The following is a 17,880-nucleotide window of genomic DNA, read 5'->3' as shown; positions in this document are numbered from 1 at the left end:
CTGGGGAGACGTAATGATGAGAAACCGCGCCGGCTTGCTGGCCTTTGCAGTGCTTGGAATTGCAATCCTTTTGATGGTCTTCGTGGTCATGCCCCGGATCGGCGACGATGCGTCAAAAATCGGCGATGCCATCAATCAAGCAGGCTCCCAGGTCAAGAACACGGCAGAAGAAGCCGGCAAGACCACGCGTAACGCGGCTGCCGACGCGGCTGCTACGACCGAAAAGGTCGGCAGTCTTGCAGCCGACGCAGGTCAGTCTCTCACGCAACTTAAGGCACTCTTCGCAGACGGCAAGGGTCCAACGGCCGAAGCATTCGGCGCCGCCAGGACAAAGGCGACAGACTCGTTGAAGGCGCTCGCCGATTTCGCAATTCCCGAGGGCTCCGATCCGGCGACGACGGCCACCGTCACGAAAGCCAAGGACGGCGCCGCAAAGGCGCTGGTCATCGTTCAGAACCTGCCGGAAAATATCGCCGATGCGCTTGCCGCACTCGTAAAGGCCGAGGCGGCACTCTCCGGCTCGGCCGAGAGCCAGTCCGCGGCGAACGCCCCTGCAGCCGAGGCCACTTCCGGACCCAAGCTTCCCGCTTTCGACGTCCTGCGCGTAGAGCCGGATGGCTCGACCGTGATCGCCGGTTCCGCCGCGCCGAACAGCAAGCTTGAAATTTTCGACGGCGACAAGCTGGTTACGACCACCGAAGTCGGCCCGACTGGTGATTTTGCCGCTGTTCTCGACAATCCGCTGGCGGCGGGCGACCATCAGCTCGTACTCAAGGCAACCGGCAAGGACGGCAAGAGCCAGACCTCTGAAGAAGTCGCGACCGTTTCAGTGCCGAAGGACGGCAGCGGATCCGAACTGCTGGCCATGGTTTCCAAGCCCGGCGCGGCAAGCCGCATCATTACGGCGCCCAAGGCCGAGACTCCGGCGGCTGCGACCGCGACAGGCGAACAGTTAGCCTCAACACAGCCGCCTGCCGTGGTGGCCGGCTCGGCCGATATCGCCAGTACGGCACCAGCGGTTTCAACCTCACCGCAGGCGGATGGCAATGCTGCACCTTCGGCACCTGCCGAAGTGATGGTCAACGCCGTCGAAATCGAAGGCAAGAAAATCTTCGTCGCCGGTAGTGCCAAGGCAAATGCAACCGTGCTTGCCTATGCCGACGACAAGCTGATCGGCAAGGCGACAGCCGGTGCCGACGGCCATTTCGTCATCGACGGCGCGATGGATCTCTCCGTCGGAGATCACAAGATCCGCGTCGATGTCGTCGATGGCAGCGGTAAGGTTCTGGTTCGGGCCTCCGTCAATTTCAACCGCCCGGCAGGCGACCAGGTCACGGTCGCGGCACAGCCCGCCAGCCCGGCTGCAGACGGCGCAGCGGCGATGGTTCCCCTCGACGAAGGCGAACTAGGCAAGCTGAAGACCGATGCGGGCAAGGCATTCGCGCTGCTGAAGGGTCTCTATGCCGAGGGCAAGGTTCCCAGCGACGAGCAGCTCGCGGCTGCTCGCTCTGCAACGGAATTTGCCCTCAGCTCCATCGCTGAGTTCCTTCCGGCAGCGAATGCAACGCCTGCCTTCAAGCAAGCGGCGGGCACTGCGTCGCAGTCGGCCTCCAGTACGCTCGCAATGCTTCACGCCCTGCCAACGGATGCGAAGTCGGTAGGCGCTGCCCTGGACAAGCTTGGAACGATGATCGACGGATTTGCGTCCGCACCGGAGGCAACCAGTGCACCGGCTCCCAACGAAGTCGCCACCAGCGACCCGAGCCAGCCGAAGACGATCGAGCAGGCGCCGCTGACGGCGAGCAACAGCACGGTCATCATCCGCCGCGGCGATACGCTCTGGCAGATTTCACGCCGCGTTTACGGCCTCGGCGTCCGCTACACGACGATCTACATGGCAAACGAGGCCCAGATCGTTAATCCGGACCGTATTCTGCCCGGCCAGATTTTCGGCGTGCCCAAGGACGCTTTGCCGAATGCCGAGGAGCTTCATCGCAAGCGTCTTTCCGGCCATCATCTCTAGACACGAGACCAGCCATCATCCGTCTGCCGCTCCCTTCTCCCCGCCGGGGAGAAGGGAAACGCGCTGACGCCCGACCTTAGCATTGTATTCGTCCGCCCCTTGGCCTATGTGGCGGGGACGGCGATCCTGTCTGCGGAGGCTCAATCGGGCATCTCCGCTTTTTGCACGTTTGCCGTACTGAAACGCCGCTTTCGCGGGCAGGCCCAACCGGGCTGGAGATAGACATGGCAAACGGCAAGACAGTCTCGGACTCCAAACTCCTCCGCACGCTCCTCAATCTTTGGCCCTACATGTGGCCGGCCGGCCGGCCGGATCTGAAGATGCGCGTCGTCTGGGCGTCGGTTTACCTGCTGGTCTCCAAATTCGTTTTGCTGCTTGTCCCCTATTTCTTCAAATGGTCGACCGATGCCCTGAATGGCAGGATGGATCTTTCCGGAACCCTGCCGCCGCTTCTCGCCGGCGCCACCGCGCTGGTTATCGCCTATAACCTCACGCGCCTGATCCAGCTCGGACTGAACCAGCTGCGCGACGCGCTCTTTGCCAGCGTCGGACAGTATGCCGTCCGCCAGCTTGCATACCGGACCTTTGTGCATATGCACGAGCTGTCGCTGCGCTTCCATCTGGAGCGCAAGACCGGCGGGCTGTCGCGCATCATCGAGCGCGGCACCAAGGGCATCGAGACGATCGTGCGTTTCACAATCCTGAACTCGGTGCCGACCGTCATCGAATTCCTGCTGACGGCCGTTATCTTCTGGTTGGGCTACGGCTTCTCCTATCTAGCCGTCACCGCGTTCACCGTCTGGGCCTATATCTGGTTCACGGTCCGCGCATCCGATTGGCGCATCGCCATCCGCCGGGCGATGAACGACAGCGATACCGACGCCAATACCAAGGCGATCGATTCTCTCCTGAACTTCGAAACCGTGAAATACTTCGGCAACGAAGAGATGGAGGCCAAGCGCTTCGACAAATCGATGGAGCGCTATGAAAAGGCGGCAACCGAAGTCTGGACCTCGCTCGGCTGGCTGAACTTCGGTCAGGGCGTCATCTTCGGCCTCGGCACGACGGTCATGCTCGTGCTCTCGGCCTTCGCCGTGCAGCGCGGCGAGCAGACCATCGGCGACTTCGTTTTCGTCAACTCCATGCTGCTTCAGCTTGCCGTGCCGCTGAATTTCATCGGCTTCGTCTACCGCGAAATCCGCCAGGGCATCACGGATATCGAGCACATGTTCGACCTGCTCGACGTGAAGGCCGAAGTGACGGATGCGCCGGATGCGACCCCCCTCAAGATCGGCCAGGGCGCGATCAGCTTCAAGGACGTGCATTTCTCCTATGATCCCGCCCGTCCGATCCTCAAGGGCATTTCGTTCGAAGTGCCGGCCGGCAAGACGGTCGCGGTCGTCGGTCCGTCCGGCGCCGGCAAATCGACGCTTTCCCGACTGCTCTACCGTTTCTACGACATCCAGAGCGGCGCAATCACCGTAGATGGCCAGGATATCCGCCGCGTCACCCAGAAAAGTCTTCGCACGGTGATCGGCATGGTTCCGCAGGATACCGTCCTTTTCAACGATACCGTCGCCTATAACATCCGCTATGGCCGCCCCTCGGCCAGCGATGCCGAAGTGAAGACGGCCGCGGAAATTGCGCAGATCGCGCATTTCATCGATCTAATGCCGGAGGGCTTCGAAACCAAGGTCGGCGAGCGCGGATTGAAGCTTTCGGGCGGCGAGAAACAGCGCGTCGCAATCGCCCGCACCATCCTGAAGGCTCCGCCGATCCTGATCCTCGACGAGGCGACGTCGGCGCTCGACACGACGACGGAGCGGGAGATACAGGCCGCACTCGACGTCGTTTCGAAGAACCGCACGACGCTTGTCATCGCTCACCGCCTGTCGACCGTCATCGGCGCAGACGAGATCATCGTCCTGAAGAGCGGCGAGATCGCCGAGCGCGGTACGCATACGGCTCTGCTGGAAAAGAACGGCCTCTACGCCTCAATGTGGAACCGCCAGCGCGAAGCGACACAGGCTGAAGAACATCTGAAGCAGGTGCGCGAAAGCGACGACATGGGCGTCGTTTCTCGCCTTGCTCCGGCAACGTAGCACGCGAACCAAACCGTCGCTCTGCCGTTTTGTTGTTTAGAACCACGCATCATGAAGGCCAAGCCGGACGCGGTGGCATTGCCCCCGCATGACTTTTTCTGTAACCGGAACGAAAAGCGCGAGGAGACCAGCGTCTATGAGCTTGCTCAATACCGTTCGAAATACGATCGTTCCGGTGCACAAGGAAGGCTATGTGTTCGTCGCTGCCTTCTTCGTAGCCTCGCTGATCCTTGGCTGGATCTACGAGCCGCTCTTCTGGATCGGCCTCGTTCTAACGGTCTGGTGCGCCTATTTCTTCCGCGATCCCGAGCGCATGACGCCGCAGGACGACGATCTCGTGATCTCGCCGGCCGATGGCAAGGTCTCCTCGGTCCAGATGGTGACGCCGCCTGCCGAGCTGAGCCTCGGCCACGAGCCGATGCTTCGCATCTCCGTCTTCATGAACGTGTTCAACTGCCACGTGAACCGCGCGCCGATGCGTGGCCGCGTGGTCAGCATCAACTACCGGTCGGGCAGCTTCGTGAATGCCGAACTCGACAAGGCGAGCGAAGACAACGAGCGCAACGGCCTCGTGATCGAAACAAGCCACGGCCAGATCGGCGTCGTGCAGATCGCAGGCCTCGTCGCTCGCCGCATTCTCTGCTGGGCAAACACGAACGAGCCGCTGGATGCCGGTGAGCGCTTCGGTCTGATCCGCTTCGGCTCGCGGGTTGACGTATTCCTCCCGGCCGGTGCCGTGGCGCGCGTTGCTGTGGGTCAGACAGCGATAGCCGGCGAAACCGTGTTGGCCGAATTCGGCTATCCCAAGGGACCGGTCATCAGCCGCCGCAGCTAAAACGAATGGAGCGCGATATGCAAACGCCTTTCCCGCCCTTCGAACCGAACGGCCCGAACGACTCGGCGCGCGGCCCGCGGCTACGTGAGATCCCGCTGCGCCTTGTGGTTCCCAATCTCATCACCATCCTGGCAATCTGCGCCGGCCTCACCGGTATCCGGCTCGCCTTCGAGAATCGCTACGAACTGGCGGTGATCATGGTGCTGATCGCCGCCTTTCTCGACGGGATCGACGGGCGTGTGGCGCGACTGATGAAGGCGACCTCCAAGTTCGGCGCGCAGATGGATTCCTTGGCCGACATCGTCAATTTCGGCGTCGCCCCCGCTCTCGTGGTCTATGTTTTCGCCCTGGACGGGGCGCGTTCCATCGGCTGGATCGCTGCGCTGATCTATGCGATCGCCGCAGGCCTGCGCCTCGCCCGCTTCAACGTCATGGCCGAGCGGGAAAACCGGGCGCCCTGGCAGTCCGAATATTTCGTCGGCGTCCCCGCGCCTGCCGGCGCCATGCTGGTGCTCCTGCCCGTCTATCTCGGCTTCCTCGGTCTCACGACGGACCGCACCTTCGCCTATATCTCGTCCGCCTATACCGTTCTCATCGCCTTCCTGCTCATCAGCCGCCTGCCCGTCTGGTCCGGCAAGTCGGAAGGCAACCGGCTGCGGCGTGATCTGGTGCTGCCGATGATGCTCGGAGTGGTGCTCTATGTCGCTCTGCTGATGAGCTTCACCTGGGAAGTCATGGTGTTCACGGTCGTCGTCTATCTGCTCTCCCTCCCCTTCGGAGCACGCAAGTGGAAGCAGAAATACGGAACGCTCACGATCGAAGAGCCGGGCGTTGGCGACGACGATATCGGCCGCCACATCTAATCCACTACGCTCTCGGTAAGTGATCACGAACGCGAGGCGTTGGCGTCAAACCTCGCGCAATGTGGTCGGCGGACACAATTCCTGATTGGCCATGCCTCGATTTTGTCGCTGTTGGAGGCGAAAGAGCGAAGGGTAAGAGTCTGGAGTAGCACGTAAGGAGAGTATCGTGACCTCGATTAAGACTGGCCCGGTGGAACAAACGCACAAACCGGATCTCACTGCAAATTACCGGCCGCTCGGCCTGAGGGCCGTGCTGGCAGCTGCGCTGATGTTGAAGAGCAAGCCACCCCTCGTCAAAAAGACTGCCTAGGTTCTCATCCTAAGCGGGCTTGAAAAAGCGGACGAGCAGACTGATTGCCAGCGGGCTCATGACGATCCCGATAATGACATCCAGGACCCGCCATGCGGCGGGTTTTGCGAAGACCGGCTGCAGCAGCCGCGCACCGTATCCCAGCCCGAAAAACCACACGAACGAGGCGATCGCAGCGCCTGCTCCATAGGCGATCCGATCCGGCCCGTGATAGGCGGCTGACAGGCTGCCAAGTAGCAGGACCGTATCCAGATAGACGTGCGGGTTGAGGAAGGTGAAAGCAAGGCAGGTTGCGATCGCCGCTTTCAGTCCCAGTCCTTCGGGCGTGCCCGCCTTCATGGCACCTGGATGGAGCGAGCGGCGGAAGGCCATCACGGCATATGCGCCGAGAAAAATCGCGCCGCCCAGCGTGACGACCGAAATCAGCAGCGGCGACTGCGACACCAAAGTTCCAAGACCGCCGACACCGGCGACGATCAGCAGTACGTCCGACAGAGCACAGATCAGGCAGATGACGAAGACATGCGAGCGCAGCAACCCCCGGCGCAGCACGAAGGCATTCTGCGCGCCGATGGCAACGATGAGGGATGCGCCAAGAGAGAAGCCCGAGAGGGCAGCGGAGAAAGAGAACATAAATTTTCCGGGAGTGCTTGATGGTGTGGAGGTTTCAGAAGAGGCTGAGCTGGCCGTCGCCGGGCTTTCTGCCGGGCGGTTTCGGCGGCTTCTCGATGACGACCGGCATCTGCAGATCCGCCCCCATGTTGGCAACCTTGTTGACCTTGTCGGAGACGGGGATCGCTTCGAAGAAATCCTCCTCGGCAGGCTTCATCAGGTCGGCGACATCGCGCGGCTCCTGCGTTTTGCAGTCGAGCCAGCGGGAGAAATCCTCAGGCTTGATGACGACCGGCATGCGATCGTGGATCGGCGCGATGGAAGCGTTCGCCGCCGTGGTGAGGATCGCGCCCGTATCGACCTCCGAACCGTCGGCCGAAGACCAGGTTTCCATCAGTCCGGCGAAGGCAACCACGCCGCCACGCCGGGGCTTGATCCAGTAGGCCTGCGAGCTCTCGCCTCTTTCCTTCGACGGGCGGTGCCACTCGTAAAAGCCGGAGGCCGGGACGAGCACCCGCCGATGGCGCATGGCGGCGCGGAAGGATGCCTTGCCGACAGCGGTTTCGGCCCGCGCGTTGATCAGCAGCGGAAACTCCTTCGGATCCTTCACCCAGGAGGGCGTGAAACCCCAACGCACCAGCACGGCACGGCGATCCGGCAGATTGCTGCCCTTCTCCTGGGATTCGCCGGAAACGACGACGAGAATCGGCTGCGTCGGAGCAATATTATAGCGCGCGGGAAAGTCCTCGAGCTCCAACAGCCCAAGCAGTTCCTTCAGCTCTTCCGGGGTTAGCGTCAAGGCATAGCGTCCGCACATCGGTTTGTCTTTGCACCCTGTTTCGCGGTGGTCAAGGCTTGGGTCAGCTGCGCGGCCCGAAGAGGATGATCGCCGTTCCCGCAAGGCAGACGGTTGCGCCGCCGATATCCCAGCGGTCCGGTGTCCGGTTTTCCGCCAGCCAGAGCCACAGAAGCGACGCAACGATATAAATGCCGCCATAGGCTGCGAAGATGCGCCCGGCCGCCTCGCTCGGCACCAGCGTCAACAGCCAGGCGAAAAGCGCAAGCGAAACCATGCCGGGCGCAAACCACCAGATCGGCTTGCCCATCCGCAGCCATGCCCAGAAAGCGAAGCAGCCGGCAATTTCGAAAACCGCTGCAAGAGCATAAATGATGTATGTCAGAGCGCCCTTCCCTTCGATTCGGCGAATGAATATTCAAGACGAGAATACGGCAATCCTCGGCTGAGTGCAGAAACGGCATATCATGACTTCGAATCCAAGAGCAGCATCTTCGGCGATCCTCGAGCGCGACGGCTGCTTCCTTCTCGTGCTTCGCCGCAATCCGCCGTCGGCCGACATGTACGCCTTTCCCGGCGGCCGGGCCGAGGATGGCGAGACGCCGGATCAGACGGCGCTGCGCGAATTCGAGGAGGAGACCGGCATCCGCGCCGTCAATCCCCAGCTCTTTGCCACCTACGACCTGAAGACCCACGCCGCAGACGGCAGCACCAGCAGTCATTTCTTCCTCTCGGTCTTCACAGTGGAGGCTGACCGGGGATCCGTGGCCGTCGCTTCAGACGATGCAGCCGCACTCGGCTGGTACACCGTTGAGGAGATCCGCCGTCTGCCGGTGCCCCAATCGGTGCTTGAATGTGCAGAGCGGCTATCGAGCCGAGAATAACGCGGTGGAAATTCGCGAGCCCGCCTTGTTCCGGCCATGGCGACAGTATCAAACTATCTTCATGATTCCCGTTCGACGCGTTTTCTTGTCTCTTGCCGTATGTGCCGGCTCCGCAATGACGGCTTCCGCATGGGCGCAGGACAAGAAGCCGCCGGTGGCACCCGAACCCGTACCAGTAGCACCCGCCGTGGTGCCGTACGACGACAAACTGTCTCGGCTGGCGGAGGTGATCGGTTCTGTTCACTACCTGCGCACGCTCTGCAAGGCGCAGGGCAGCGGAGAATGGCGGAACGACATGCAGCGGCTCCTGGATTCGGAGACGAAGGACGAGCCGCAGCGGAAGGAAAGACTGACGGCCGCGTTCAACCGTGGCTACCGTGCTTTTGCTTCCGTCTATACCGATTGCACTCAATCAGCCATCGTGGCAGAAGAGCGCTACCGTAACGAAGGTGCAACACTCGCCACAGAAATTACCTCGCGCTTTGGAAATTGACGTTAAATTAACCTGTTTTCACTCGCGGGCGTGTCGTTTCGGGAAAAGGCTGATAAAGTTCTTAACCAGACAGTAAGGCAGGCAGTTTGAGGAAGAGATGATGGAACCAAGCCTCAATGACATCGACGACATGATCGTCCACGAAAAGATGCAGGCGGCTCTGGAATACCACAACGAAGCCTGGGCCGATGGCATGGCTGATGGTATCGAGCCTGAAATTATCGCCGATACCGCAATCGTCCAGGCGCTTCGCGAAACCATCCGCCGTCACGGCGAGAAGGGCGCGGAAGAACTGCTCGATTCACTGCGCGAGCGTATGCTCGGCGGCGAATTTTCTCCGAAGCGCACCCTGCAATAAGGGGTTTTTATGCACACCGCTAAGGAAACCGTCTCGCGACGTTCGATCGCGCCGCTTCTGCTCGCTGTTTGCCTCGGCGCCAGTGTTCTGGCGGCTCCTTCGGCAAATGCACTTTCGGAACTGCAAAAGATTCCGGGCCAGCCCGATCCGCAGGCGACCGACCAGCAGAATGCCCAGCAGACCCAGACGCCGCCTGGAACTTCACCTGGCGTCCCCATGCCGGATCCGCTTGTGAGCCAGGATAGCGGCCAAAGCGCCGACAAGACGCCGGGCGCGAGCGACGATTCCAAGCCGGTTGAAGTTATCTACGACATCAGCAAGGCACCGGAGCCGGTGCGCCGCATGCGCGAGCAGATCGTGGAAGCGGCAGCATCCGGTGACTTGGAACGCCTGCGGCCGCTCATGGGCACCGGTGCTGACCAGACGCAAGTGACGGTGGGTGAGCCGACAGACGATCCGATCGGGGCGCTCAAAGACCTTTCCGGCGATCCTGAGGGCGACGAGATTCTCGCGATCATGCTCGACATAATCTCGACCGGCTTCGTGCATGTGGGCGCAGGCACTCCGGAAGAAATGTATGTCTGGCCCTATTTTGCCGAGAAGGACCTGAAGGCGTTGACGCCGCCGGAGCGCGTCGAGCTGCTGCGCATCGTTACCGCGGGCGACCTCTCCGACATGCAGGAATTCGGTGGCTACAACTTCTATCGTCTCGGTATCACGCCGGACGGCAAGTGGAAGTTTTTCACGGCCGGAGACTAGGCTCACTACCGCTTGCAGCGGGCGCACCGAAGACTTACTTCTGAGCGATAAACGAACGCGACAGGTTTTCGCCATGCCAGCCGTATTTCTGAACGATCGCGCGCTCATCCGCGTCAGCGGGACTGATGCCGAATCCTTCCTGCAGAATCTCATCACGACGGATATTGTCTCCCTTGCCGGCAATGAAGCGCGGCCCGGCGCGCTGCTGACGCCGCAGGGCAAGATCCTGTTTGACTTCATTATCTGGCGCGATGGTGCTGATTTCCTTATCGAAACCGATGCCGGGCAACGGGATGCGCTGTTGAAGCGGCTGACCATGTACAAGCTTCGCGCTGCCGTTCTTCTTGCGCCGGTCGAAGAGCAAGGCGTTACGGTCTCCTGGGGCGAGGACGCTGCCGAAGGCGTGACCGACACCCGCTTTGCGAAAGCCGGGGTGACTCTTCTACGCCGCAGCGGCAATCAGGGTTCGGCGAATGCAACGCTCTACGATGCTCTACGCGCCGAGCACGGCGTCGTCACCTCCGGCGCGGATTTCGCGCTGCAGGACGCATTTCCGCATGACGTGCTGATGGATCTGAACGGCGGGCTTTCCTTCAAGAAGGGATGCTATGTCGGCCAGGAAGTGGTTTCCCGCATGCAGCATCGCGGCACGGCGCGCCGGCGTGTCGTATCCGTCAAAGCGGACACCGACCTTCCGGCCTCGGGAACCGAAATCACCGCTGCCGGAAAGCCGGTCGGCGCTTTGGGCTCCGTCGTCGGCAACAAGGGCCTGGCGATCGTCCGTATCGATCGCGTGGGAGAGGCCCTCGCAACCGGCACGCCGCTGCTGGCAGGTGAAACCCCCGTTTCTCTGGCGCTGCCGCCCTGGTCCGGCCTCGCCTTCCCGGCCGGGGCCGACGAGGCGAGCGCGTGACAAAGGCGCCGCGTGCATGGCAGCGCATGATTTCCGGCCGGCGCCTGGATCTGCTCGACCCCTCACCGCTCGACGTGGAACTCAGCGATATCGCCCATGGGCTCGCGCGTGTCGCACGCTGGAATGGCCAGACGTCCGGGAACCACGCCTTTTCCGTTGCCCAGCATTGTATCGTCGTCGAGGAGATCTTCCGGCGCTTCAACGACGCAACCCCGGATGATTGCATGATGGCTCTGCTGCACGATGCGCCCGAATACGTGATCGGCGATATGATCTCGCCTTTCAAAGCGGTCGTCGGTGGCGGCTACAAGACCGTCGAGAAGCGGCTCGAGGCCGCAATCCACCTGCGTTTCGGCCTTCAGCCGCATCCATCGCGGGAGCTCAAGGACAACATCAAGAAGGCTGACACGATCGCGGCCTATTTCGAGGCGACCTGCCTTGCCGGGTTCACGCCTGCTGAAGCGCAGAAGTTCTTCGGCCAGCCGCGCGGCATCAGCAAGGACATGCTGATGATCGATCCGCTGCCGGCGCTTGAGGCGCAACGGCTCTACAGCGAGCGCTTCGAAGCGATCGAGACGATGCGCAAGGGCACGAAACCATGACGCGGATCATCGTTTCGCCGCTTTCCCGGATCGCAGAAATGGCTGTGCGCAACGGTGCGCGGGAAATGATCAGCCTCATGGCGAAGGAACAGGCCTTCCACCGGCCCGCGGTGATCGCCGCCGACCGCCATCTCCTGCTGCACATGAACGATATCGCCTTCAAGGGAACGGGAAATCTCGTCGCGCCCGAGGAAACGCATGTGCGCCAGCTGATCGATTTTGCCGCCGCGTGGGATCAGCGCTCGCCTCTGCTTATCCACTGCTGGATGGGCGTTTCCCGTTCGCCGGCAGCCGCCTTGATCGCCGCTCTTTCACTCGTCCCCGACCAGGATGAGACGGCGCTGGTGAAACGCCTGCGCAGCGCCTCGCCCTATGCCACGCCCAATGCTCGTATCGTTGAGATCGGCGATGCGCTGCTTCAAAGAAAAGGCCGTTTGGTGGGAGCCGTCAAAGCGATCGGGCGCGGCGCGGATGCCGACGGCAATGCGCCGTTCGTGCTTCCGATCGCTGCCGAACTCGCCGGTTGACGGTCCTGCGGCCCGCTCCATCTAGAGCCTACCAAATCGCGACCAAACAGGGGCATCGGCAGACAGCATGGAACAGGCAACAGACGCCATCGTGGCAACCCGCACGGCGCTCAGCCAAGCAAGCGCACTCGCCGTCCAATACTCGTTCGCGATCCTCGGGGCGATCATACTGTTGGTGGGCGGCTGGATCCTGGCGGGCTTATTGAGCCGCTGGGCCTTCGAAGGCATTTCGCGGGTGCGCGGCATCGATCAAACGCTGGCACGTTTCTTTGCGAACGTGCTGCGCTATGCGCTGCTGATTTTGGTTTTTGTCACCGTCCTCGGCCAGTTCGGCGTGCAGACCGCTTCGATCATCGCTGCTCTCGGTGCCGCCGGTCTGGCGATTGGCCTGGCACTGCAGGGAACGCTGCAGAACATCGCCGCCGGAATCATGCTGCTTATCCTGCGCCCGTTCGTTGTCGGGGAATGCATCGAAACGAGCACTGTCTCGGGCACCGTGCTTGAAATCGGCCTCTTCGCCACGGAACTGAAGACCAGCGACGGGCTCTACCGCATGGCGCCGAATTCGACGCTCTGGAACACGCCGATTACCAATTATAGCCGGGAACCGACGCGCCGGGACGAGTTGAAAGTCGCCCTCGCCTATGACGAGGATATCGACGTCGCCATGGAAAGACTGGTCGGCTTCGCCAAAGCGGATCAGCGCGTTCTCGAAACGCCGAGCCCGGCGGTGTTCATCGACGGCATAGACGGCACGACGATCAGCCTCGCACTTCGCTACTGGACGAAGACCGGCGACTGGTGGAGCGTGAGCCGCGATATGGTCAAGCGCCTCAAACTCGCGATCGACCAGACCGGGCATCTCAATCCCTTGTCCGGCGACGCAGAGCAAGCCGGATTGCCGCCGACCGACGCCGATATGACAGCTCAAGAAGGAGCAACCGCAAAACGAATAACCCGCCGCTAGGTAGTGATCCAGCAGCGGAACGTTTTGAGTCTCCATCGGTTAACCTCCCAAGGAGATAACCGATGCCGTTACCGGACTATCGCGATACGTTTCTGCAGTGCCTGCACACCCTGAAAGGGTTGACCGGACATTCGGATGAATACGTGCGGTTCCGGTGGCAAGCGATCTATCTGACGCGCGGCCGTTTTTCCTATTTCTTCCGAGGCGCACTCGATGGTCAGGCAATCGGCTTCTCCGGGCAACAGATGGACCTGGTAACGGGCGATGTCAGCGTCATTCCCGTCCGCTCCGTTACCCTTTACGGAGCGACTTTCGGACTGAACGAGGCGATCACGGTCTATAGCGGTCCCGAGAAGTCGGTCATCGAGGTCGCCCACGCCTTCAACGAGGAAAGCGAGATGACCTATGAGCCGGAGTTCCTTTATATCCGGATGGACCTGCTTCACAGCGCAAACGACAGCCGGATGGGCTTCACCAGCGATCCCCGGCTAAGGGAAAATACCAATCTGATCTTCGTCGGACTGGAAGATCAGGTGACGGCGAGCCTGCTGGAGGAAAGCGATATCGCCCGCTGGGTCGCACGCGAAAAGCCCATGGCTTCCACGGACTGGTACGCAGAGCGCTTCTACTACAGTTGAAGAAGGCGGCTAGCGGCTTCAGGATCACCTCATTTGATGACGGCGCAGGCGAGCCTTGCGCCGGCATCGCCGGACGGCTGGCTGCGATAATCATCCGAATTGGCATGGATCAGCAGCGCGCGGCCGCGAATGCCATCCTCCTTGCCGTCGAGTGTTACCATGCTGTCGAACACCTGAGCGCGCAAGATGCCATCCTGGCCTACATACTGGTTCGGCATGTCGCCGGCGTGGGGACCCTTGGCACTCAGCACGCCATGCTCGGCTTTCGTGGGATTGAAATGGCCGCCGGCAGAGTCATGGTGCGTCGCCGCATCGCATTTGCCGATTTCGTGAACGTGGAAAGCCACCCATCTGTTTGCCGGAAGACCGGAAACCTCGAGTTCGATCAGCACCCCGCCGTTGGCGGCAGCCGTCAGCGTCGCACGGCCATTTTCCTTGCCGTCCTCACCGACGAAGTCCGCCGTCGCCGTCTGCTTGTCCTGCGCAACAGCGGTCGAAGCCGTAGCGGCAAGAATGAGTGCTGCGATTCTCATGATCCTGGCCATCGGGATTTCCTTCCATTTGTGACTGTTGTTTTTCAACGCCCTGTTGAGAAAGGTGTTCCTGCTTCAAGCCATAGAAACAAAAAAGTCGGCGGAAGGGCCGACTTTTTCGATCGCTTTAGATTAGGCCCAGTACCCCACATCGGGGTCGTACTGACCGTAAGTCCGACGGTAGAGTTCGGAGGCGCGATCACTCGCCCCAACCGGGGAGCTCTCATCAGACGAACTAACCTGGCCAAGGTTCATCATAAGCGCGAGAACGTCGCTCGTGGCCGTGGAACGGGACTGGCGCGCCGTATCATCATCGCTAAGCCGCTTTAGAATACCGGGCTTTTCTTCAGCTGCGCGCTCTCCGCGACTCAATACGCCGTCGCCGTTGGTGTCTAACCGCGAGAGAGTTGCCAAATAGGCATAGGACGTTTCTGAAACAGGTGAAATATGCGTCATACAAACCTCCTTTCACCGCCTCTTTTTTCCGGTGATGTTTGTACGCAATACAATGTGGGACGATCAAAACTGACTCGGTGGATAGACCGATTTGCGAGTCGGGTCAATAAGCTGTTAACTTCCTATTAATCAAGATTGACAAAGTCTTTAAGCGAGGCCCTCCACCGACGTTTTGACTGCCCCGGCAGGGCAGGTCAGCAGGCTCGGGCGCCGCCGTTGCCTTCAACATCCCGCTCCGAGATTTTGACGAAAGCGAGCTGAGAGCTTCATTGCGACTCGGGTCTTGAAGCATTATGCGGAAGCCTCAGCTCTTCCAAAGTTCGGTGATCCGCATGTTCGAAGCCAAGGCCTTTTTCCCTTTCGAAAGCCTCGCAGCTGACCTCGTTCCGCATGCCGCCGAAGGCGATGACGGATCGCACGATCTGGCGCATATCCTGCGCGTCTTCAAAAACGCGATGCGCATCCATGCAGACGAAGGCGGCAACGGCAAGATACTGGCGGCAGCCGTCCTTCTCCATGATTGCGTTGCGGTCGAAAAAAGCTCGCCGCTGCGCTCCAAGGCTTCGGCGCTCGCGGCGGAGAAGGCGTCCGGCATTCTGCAGGCGCTCGGCTGGGCGGCGGATGCGATTGCGAGTGTGGCGCATGCGATCACCGCCCACAGCTTTTCCGCCAACATCGCGCCGGAAACGGTGGAAGCGAGGATTTTGCAGGATGCCGATCGGCTTGATGCGATCGGCATGATGGGAGCGGCGCGCTGCTTCTATATCGGCGGACGTATGGGTTCGGGCCTCTATGATCCATTCGATCCGGCGGCCGAGAACCGCACGCTCGACGATCGGCGCTATGTCATTGACCATTTCCAGACAAAGCTGTTCAAGCTTGCCGACGGATTTCAGACGGCGGCGGGGCGCAAACTTGCCGCCGAACGCGACAAACGTCTGCGCGACTTCCTCGCGGCATTCATGGACGAGATCTAGGAGAACGGAATGCGGGTCAGCAATCTTTTTATCTATCCGCTCAAGAGCGCCCGCGGCATCGCGCTTCCTTTCTCGTCGGTCGACGCCTTCGGCTTGCCCGGCGACCGGCGGGCGATGGTGACGGATCCTGACGGTCATTTCATCACGCAGCGCGAAATGCCGGCGCTCGCCCGGATCGAAGTCCGGCCGGAGCCCCGCGCTTTCCGGCTGATGATGGCCGGAAAGCCGGATATTGCAGTACGCTTGCCGCAGCCGGACAGCCGGATGGATGTGGTCATCTGGAAGTCGCTGGTAAATGCCGCGGTTGCCGACGACGAAAGCAATGCGCGGCTTTCCGAGTGGCTCGGGCGCGAGGTAAAGCTGGTCTTCTTCGACGATCGGGCGCAACGCATCGCTAATGCCGAGTGGGCAGGCGGAGAGACGCCTGTGACCTTCGCCGATGGCTATCAGATCCTTGTGACCACGACCGGCTCGCTGAAGGCGCTCAATGCTAACCTGGCCGCGAATGGCGAAGGCAGCGTCGGCATGGAGCGCTTCCGGCCGAACATCGTCATTGATACGGATGAAGCCTGGCCGGAGGACCGCTGGGCGGCGATCGAAATCGGCGGCATCCGCTTCGATCTCGTAAAGCCCTGCGCCCGCTGCATCATGACCACACAGGATCAGATGACCGGATCGCGCGACGTTCCGAACCCGATGCCGGCCATGGGCCGCATCCGCATGTCGGCGGACCGCCGCGTGCCCGGGCCGATTTTCGGCTGGAACGCTGTACCGCGCAGCACCGGCCGGATCGCGATCGGCGACGCTATCACCGTCCTCGAGGAACGGCCGGAGGGCTGGGCCTTCAAGGTGCGCGCGGGCTAACCTGCGAGGGGTGCCGCGGGAATGACCTTGACTGACGGATCAAGTGCCTTCAGAGCAGCCTGAATGAATCCGTCCCGGGCGGCGGCGGTGTCGATGCCGCGCGGTTCATAGACGTGACGATGCAGGAAGAAGCCGGTCAGGCGAAAGGCCGCGCTCAGACTATCGAAATCCGCGGCATGGTTACCCTCGGGCAGGAGAAATTCGGGAAGGACGAACATCTTGTCCGCCCAAGGGGCACCGGCAGCACGGCTGACGGCGCGGCCGGATTTCGGCGAGACATAGGCAAGATCGGTCCTCGCACCGGTTGCGGCGCATTCGGCAAGGTCAAGACCAAAGCCGAGATCGTTCAGGACGGAAAGCTCGAAGCGGACGAAGAGTTCGCCGGCGTCGGCGGGATTGTGGAGATTATCGAGGATGACTTCGAGAGCATCGTAAAGATGCGGATGCGGGTCGCGCTCCGGCAGAAGCCGCAAAAGCGCACCCATCGCCTGCACGCCATAGACGGCCGTGGCCGTCTCCATCAGCCGGGCAGCCCGCAGTTGCAGCGGCTCGATGCGGAATTCCCCGAGATGCTCGTGGAGACGCGCGCGCCAGATCACATCCACCTCGTTGCCGGGCTGAAGCACCGGTTGCATCGCGCGCGAACGGCCGGAGCGGACGAGGCCGAGATGACGCCCGCGGTCACGCGTCATCACCTCGGCGATGACGCTGGTCTCGCCATGGCGCTTGACGCCAATAATGATTGCATGATCCTGCCACTGCATCGTCGAACGTACCTTGAGCCTCAGGAATCGATCCTAAAGCAAGGCAACTCTTATGTCATGACGCTGGGTCGAGTTCGGCTGTCGGAAGCAGCTTCTTCAGGAATTCCCGCATCGCGCCTTCATCGAACGGCTTTACGAGAAGCGGGACATGCTGAAGATCCGGCGGGAAATCCTGCGTGTCGGAATAACCGCTGACGAAGCCGAAGGGAATGCCGGCTTCCTTCAAATGCCGCGCAAAGCCGAAGCTCATCGCCTCACCGAGATTGACGTCGAGCAGCGCGAAATCATAGCGCTCCACTTTGACTGCATCCATCGCCTGATCGAGGCTGTTGGCAATGTCGACCGTCTCCACGCCAACGACGCGAAGCATGTCTTCGACTTCCATCGCAATGATGAGATTGTCCTCAAGGACCAGAACACGGCTTGCGCTCATGATCTCCACGCCCCTAGCCGAACGCCATCTGTGGCGCACGCCCCCTGTCTAACCCGCATCTTTACCTCTGGTGCCCATGTAACTGAGTTGCCCGGCCATAGCTCCGCCTCCGGGACAGAATAGCCGCTCGTCCGATTTGGTTGACAGCAAGCAAACGGGATAAAAGTGACA

The 17,880-nt window shown here is 61.2% G+C and carries 22 protein-coding genes and 1 pseudogene; 16 read left to right on the top strand and 7 right to left on the bottom strand.

The window, feature by feature from the left end; all coding sequences use genetic code 11:
- Window positions 1-13: 13 nt before the first annotated feature.
- The 5 genes from HGP14_RS06480 to HGP14_RS06460 all read left to right on the top strand — a co-directional run bounded on the left by HGP14_RS06480 (window position 14) and on the right by HGP14_RS06460 (window position 6,133).
- Window positions 14-2,023, top strand: coding sequence for a LysM peptidoglycan-binding domain-containing protein (locus HGP14_RS06480; RefSeq protein ID WP_168829041.1), 2,010 nt, complete (start codon window positions 14-16; stop codon window positions 2,021-2,023).
- A gap of 224 nt (window positions 2,024-2,247) precedes the next feature.
- On the top strand, window positions 2,248-4,125 hold the full coding sequence (locus tag HGP14_RS06475; RefSeq protein ID WP_168829040.1) for an ABC transporter ATP-binding protein/permease: 1,878 nt from the start codon (window positions 2,248-2,250) through the stop codon (window positions 4,123-4,125).
- An 88-nt stretch (window positions 4,126-4,213) separates the two neighbouring features.
- The gene (locus tag HGP14_RS06470; protein WP_281408072.1) at window positions 4,214-4,960 is read left to right on the top strand and encodes a phosphatidylserine decarboxylase; all 747 of its coding nucleotides are present in this window, start codon (window positions 4,214-4,216) and stop codon (window positions 4,958-4,960) included.
- Window positions 4,961-4,977: 17 nt separating this feature from the next.
- Entirely contained in the window at window positions 4,978-5,823 is an 846-nt protein-coding gene (gene pssA, locus HGP14_RS06465; protein ID WP_168829038.1) for a CDP-diacylglycerol--serine O-phosphatidyltransferase, read from the top strand.
- 166 nt (window positions 5,824-5,989) lie between these two features.
- A complete protein-coding gene (locus HGP14_RS06460; RefSeq protein ID WP_168829037.1) occupies window positions 5,990-6,133 on the top strand; it encodes a hypothetical protein in 144 nt (47 codons plus the stop codon).
- 9 nt (window positions 6,134-6,142) lie between these two features.
- On the opposite strand, the gene HGP14_RS06455 is transcribed toward HGP14_RS06460, so the two are convergent.
- From HGP14_RS06455 to HGP14_RS06445, 3 genes are read right to left on the bottom strand one after another with little or no spacing between them, the layout of a single operon-like run.
- The gene (locus HGP14_RS06455) at window positions 6,143-6,766 is read right to left on the bottom strand and encodes a LysE/ArgO family amino acid transporter (RefSeq protein ID WP_168829036.1); all 624 of its coding nucleotides are present in this window, start codon (window positions 6,764-6,766) and stop codon (window positions 6,143-6,145) included.
- A 34-nt stretch (window positions 6,767-6,800) separates the two neighbouring features.
- Window positions 6,801-7,562 carry an SOS response-associated peptidase gene (locus tag HGP14_RS06450; protein WP_168829035.1) on the bottom strand — a complete coding sequence of 254 codons (762 nt, stop codon included), beginning with the start codon at window positions 7,560-7,562 and terminating at the stop codon, window positions 6,801-6,803.
- A gap of 43 nt (window positions 7,563-7,605) precedes the next feature.
- Window positions 7,606-7,926 carry a YnfA family protein gene (locus HGP14_RS06445; protein ID WP_168829604.1) on the bottom strand — a complete coding sequence of 107 codons (321 nt, stop codon included), beginning with the start codon at window positions 7,924-7,926 and terminating at the stop codon, window positions 7,606-7,608.
- Window positions 7,927-8,008: 82 nt separating this feature from the next.
- On the opposite strand from HGP14_RS06445, the gene HGP14_RS06440 reads away from it, so the two are divergent.
- From HGP14_RS06440 to HGP14_RS06400, 9 genes are all read left to right on the top strand, one after another.
- Window positions 8,009-8,425 carry an NUDIX hydrolase gene (locus HGP14_RS06440; RefSeq protein WP_168829034.1) on the top strand — a complete coding sequence of 139 codons (417 nt, stop codon included), beginning with the start codon at window positions 8,009-8,011 and terminating at the stop codon, window positions 8,423-8,425.
- 61 nt (window positions 8,426-8,486) lie between these two features.
- The gene (locus tag HGP14_RS06435) at window positions 8,487-8,918 is read left to right on the top strand and encodes a TIGR02301 family protein (RefSeq protein ID WP_168829603.1); all 432 of its coding nucleotides are present in this window, start codon (window positions 8,487-8,489) and stop codon (window positions 8,916-8,918) included.
- A gap of 100 nt (window positions 8,919-9,018) precedes the next feature.
- Window positions 9,019-9,276: a hypothetical protein gene (locus HGP14_RS06430; protein WP_168829033.1), complete on the top strand. Its 258-nt coding sequence runs from the start codon at window positions 9,019-9,021 to the stop codon at window positions 9,274-9,276.
- Between the two features lie 9 nt (window positions 9,277-9,285).
- On the top strand, window positions 9,286-10,035 hold the full coding sequence (locus tag HGP14_RS06425; protein ID WP_168829032.1) for a hypothetical protein: 750 nt from the start codon (window positions 9,286-9,288) through the stop codon (window positions 10,033-10,035).
- 73 nt (window positions 10,036-10,108) lie between these two features.
- The gene (locus tag HGP14_RS06420; RefSeq protein ID WP_168829031.1) at window positions 10,109-10,948 is read left to right on the top strand and encodes a folate-binding protein YgfZ; all 840 of its coding nucleotides are present in this window, start codon (window positions 10,109-10,111) and stop codon (window positions 10,946-10,948) included.
- Window positions 10,949-10,974: 26 nt separating this feature from the next.
- Complete coding sequence (locus HGP14_RS06415) at window positions 10,975-11,550, top strand: HD family hydrolase (RefSeq protein WP_168829602.1); 576 nt, start codon at window positions 10,975-10,977, stop codon at window positions 11,548-11,550.
- Entirely contained in the window at window positions 11,547-12,077 is a 531-nt protein-coding gene (locus tag HGP14_RS06410) for a tyrosine phosphatase family protein (protein WP_168829030.1), read from the top strand. The genes HGP14_RS06415 and HGP14_RS06410 overlap by 4 nt, the downstream gene beginning before the upstream one ends.
- Window positions 12,078-12,144: 67 nt before the next feature.
- Window positions 12,145-13,044 carry a mechanosensitive ion channel family protein gene (locus HGP14_RS06405; protein ID WP_168829029.1) on the top strand — a complete coding sequence of 300 codons (900 nt, stop codon included), beginning with the start codon at window positions 12,145-12,147 and terminating at the stop codon, window positions 13,042-13,044.
- Between the two features lie 62 nt (window positions 13,045-13,106).
- A complete protein-coding gene (locus HGP14_RS06400; RefSeq protein WP_168829028.1) occupies window positions 13,107-13,682 on the top strand; it encodes a hypothetical protein in 576 nt (191 codons plus the stop codon).
- A 29-nt stretch (window positions 13,683-13,711) separates the two neighbouring features.
- Here HGP14_RS06400 and HGP14_RS06395 read toward each other — a convergent pair whose 3' ends face one another.
- Together HGP14_RS06395 and HGP14_RS06390 are read right to left on the bottom strand one after the other, a co-directional pair.
- Window positions 13,712-14,227, bottom strand: coding sequence for a superoxide dismutase family protein (locus tag HGP14_RS06395; protein ID WP_168829027.1), 516 nt, complete (start codon window positions 14,225-14,227; stop codon window positions 13,712-13,714).
- 120 nt (window positions 14,228-14,347) lie between these two features.
- Window positions 14,348-14,671 (bottom strand): hypothetical protein, encoded by a 324-nt coding sequence (locus tag HGP14_RS06390; RefSeq protein ID WP_168829026.1) that lies wholly within the window; start codon window positions 14,669-14,671, stop codon window positions 14,348-14,350.
- 332 nt (window positions 14,672-15,003) lie between these two features.
- Between HGP14_RS06390 and HGP14_RS06385 the strand changes: the two genes are divergently transcribed.
- Complete coding sequence (locus tag HGP14_RS06385) at window positions 15,004-15,648, top strand: HD domain-containing protein (RefSeq protein WP_168829025.1); 645 nt, start codon at window positions 15,004-15,006, stop codon at window positions 15,646-15,648.
- Window positions 15,649-15,657: 9 nt separating this feature from the next.
- A complete protein-coding gene (locus tag HGP14_RS06380) occupies window positions 15,658-16,512 on the top strand; it encodes an MOSC domain-containing protein (RefSeq protein ID WP_168829024.1) in 855 nt (284 codons plus the stop codon).
- On the opposite strand, the gene recO is transcribed toward HGP14_RS06380, so the two are convergent.
- Complete coding sequence (gene recO / locus HGP14_RS06375) at window positions 16,509-17,276, bottom strand: DNA repair protein RecO (protein ID WP_168829023.1); 768 nt, start codon at window positions 17,274-17,276, stop codon at window positions 16,509-16,511. The genes HGP14_RS06380 and recO overlap by 4 nt on opposite strands.
- A 55-nt stretch (window positions 17,277-17,331) precedes the next feature.
- Window positions 17,332-17,739 (bottom strand): annotated as a pseudogene (locus tag HGP14_RS06370) (response regulator); the annotation flags it as partial.
- Window positions 17,740-17,880 lie beyond the last annotated feature (141 nt).

This window comes from Rhizobium sp. P32RR-XVIII, from assembly GCF_012641395.1.
Classification (GTDB): Bacteria; Pseudomonadota; Alphaproteobacteria; order Rhizobiales; family Rhizobiaceae; genus Rhizobium.
This window is presented reverse-complemented; position numbering and strand designations above follow the sequence as displayed.